Here is a 2423-nt window from a genome sequence, read left to right as displayed (position 1 = left end):
GGTGGTCGACCCCCATGCCTATCAATGGCGGCACACGACCTGGAATGGTCGGCCGTGGAGCGAAGCGGTGATTTACGAGCTGCACGTCGGTGCGCTCGGTGGATTTGCCGAAGTCGAACAGCATCTGGCGCGCTTGGTGGCGCTGGGCATTACCGCCATCGAACTGATGCCGCTGGCGCAATTCCCCGGTGATCGCAACTGGGGCTACGACGGAGTGCTGCCCTATGCACCGCAAGCCTCCTACGGCACACCGGAACAACTCAAACACCTGATCGACACCGCCCACGGCCATGGCCTGGCGGTGATTCTCGACGTCGTCTACAACCACTTCGGTCCCGACGGCAACTATCTGCATCGTTACGCCAAAGGCTTTTTCCGCGAGGACAAACACACGCCCTGGGGCGCGGCGATCGACTTCCGTCGCCCGGAAGTGCGCGAGTTCTTCATTGAAAACGCGCTGATGTGGCTGCTCGAATACCGTTTCGACGGTTTGCGTCTGGATGCGGTGCACGCGATTGAAGATCCCGACTTTCTCAGCGATCTGGCCCGGCGCATTCGCCAGCAGATCGACCCGACCCGGCACGTCTGGCTGACCGTCGAGAACGAGCTGAACCAGTCGAGTCTGCTGGAAAACGATTACGACGCGCAGTGGAACGACGACGGTCATAACGCGTTGCACGTGCTGCTGACCGGCGAAACCGACGCCTATTACGCCGACTATGCCGCGCAGCCCACCGAGCAACTGGTGCGCTGCCTGAGCCAGGGCTTCGTGTTCCAGGGCCACATCACTCGCCATGGCGAACCTCGCGGCGAGCCGAGCGAACATCTGCCCTCCACTGCTTTCGTGCTGTTCCTGCAGAACCATGACCAGATCGGCAACCGTGCCTTTGGCGAACGCCTGCATCAGCTCGCCGACCCGCGTGCGGTCCAAGCGGCGACGGTGTTGTTGCTGCTGTCGCCGATGATTCCGCTGATGTTCATGGGCGATGAATTTGCCGCCGAGCAACCATTCCTGTTTTTTACCAGCCACCACGGTGAACTGGCGGAACTGGTGCGTGAAGGTCGGCGCAACGAGTTCGCCGCATTCAGTGCCTTTACCGATCCGCACAAGCGCGAACAGATCCCCGATCCGAATGCCGAAGAAACCTTCCGCGCCTCACAGCCACGACTGGTTGGCAGTGGCACGCCGTTACAACAGGAGACGCAAGAGCTCTATCGGCAACTGCTCAAGTTGCGGCACCAATACATCATTCCCAACCTCTCCGGGACCCAGGCTCTGGGCGCGCAGATGCTCGGCTATGGCGCGGTCAGCGCACGCTGGCGACTGGGCAACGGCAGTGAGCTGCGAATTGACCTGAACCTCAGTGACACGCCAGTGGTCAACCCTGCACAGACCGATACCGAGTGGCTGTTTCAACAGCCAGCCGCGATCGAGCTGTCGGACCCGAACCAACTGCCGGCGTACACCGCGCTCGTCAGCCTCACGGCCGCACCCGTTATGCACCCCCTGGATGGAGAGCGCCTATGAGCGATGCGCAACTGGAAATACTCGCCAGTCGAGCCGGCCTTGCCGTCGACTGGATCGACGCCAACGGGCGTCAGCAAAAAGTCGCTCCTGCTGTGTTGCGCAATGTCCTGATCGGACTCGGCCACCCCGCCAGCACCGCGCAAGAAATCGATGCCAGCCTGCTGGAATTGCAAGAAGTCCAGCAAGACCGCCATTTGCCGCCCCTGCTGACCTGCGACGTGGGCGTTGCCCTCGACCTGAGTCGCTATTTCTCACCGGAAACCCCCTGCGAAATCCATCTTGAAGACGGCTCGCAGATGAACCTGAAGCTGGACAACGAAGCCATGTTGCCCGGCTTGATTCCGGTCGGTTACCAGCAAGTGCATATCGCCGATCAGTATTTCACGCTCGCCGTGGCGCCTGAACGCTGCTTCAGCGTCGCCGATGCGGTCGATAGCCCGATCCCGCGGGCCTGGGGTCTGAGCGCCCAGTTGTATTCGCTACGCCGTCCGGGTGACGGTGGTTTTGGCGACACCCAGGCGCTGGAGGAACTGGTTCGTGTAGCGGGTGAACGCGGCGCCGATGCGCTGGCGATCAGTCCGATGCACGCGATGTTCAGCGCCGACAATGGCCGCTACAGCCCTTATTCGCCGTCCAGCCGCTTGTTTCTCAATTCACTGTATGCCGCGCCGGGGAGCATTCTCGGCGAACGCGCGTTGCGTGATGCAATTGATGCCAGTGGCCTGGCCGCGCAGTTCGAGCAGCTGGAAAATCTCAAGCTGATCGACTGGCCGACCGCTGCCGAAGCCAAGCACAAACTGCTGCAAGCCTTGTATGACGGTTTCGTCGCTGGCGAGCATCCGCTGCACGCCGACTTCGCCAGTTTCCGCCATGCCGGTGGCGAAGCGCTGGAAAA

At 61.6% G+C, this 2423-nt stretch carries 2 protein-coding genes; both read left to right on the top strand.

Features of this window, described 5'->3' with window-relative positions; genetic code table 11:
* On the top strand, nt 1-1528 hold a 1528-nt coding region (treZ, locus tag OQK_RS23955; protein ID WP_038861664.1), incomplete at its 5' end, for a malto-oligosyltrehalose trehalohydrolase.
* Nucleotides 1525-2423: 4-alpha-glucanotransferase (locus OQK_RS31680; protein ID WP_238537256.1), on the top strand; the 899-nt coding region annotated here is incomplete at its 3' end. The genes treZ and OQK_RS31680, both read left to right, overlap by 4 nt.

The organism is Pseudomonas sp. R62 (assembly GCF_000257605.1).
Taxonomy (GTDB): domain Bacteria; phylum Pseudomonadota; class Gammaproteobacteria; order Pseudomonadales; family Pseudomonadaceae; genus Aquipseudomonas; species Aquipseudomonas atacamensis.
This window is presented reverse-complemented; position numbering and strand designations above follow the sequence as displayed.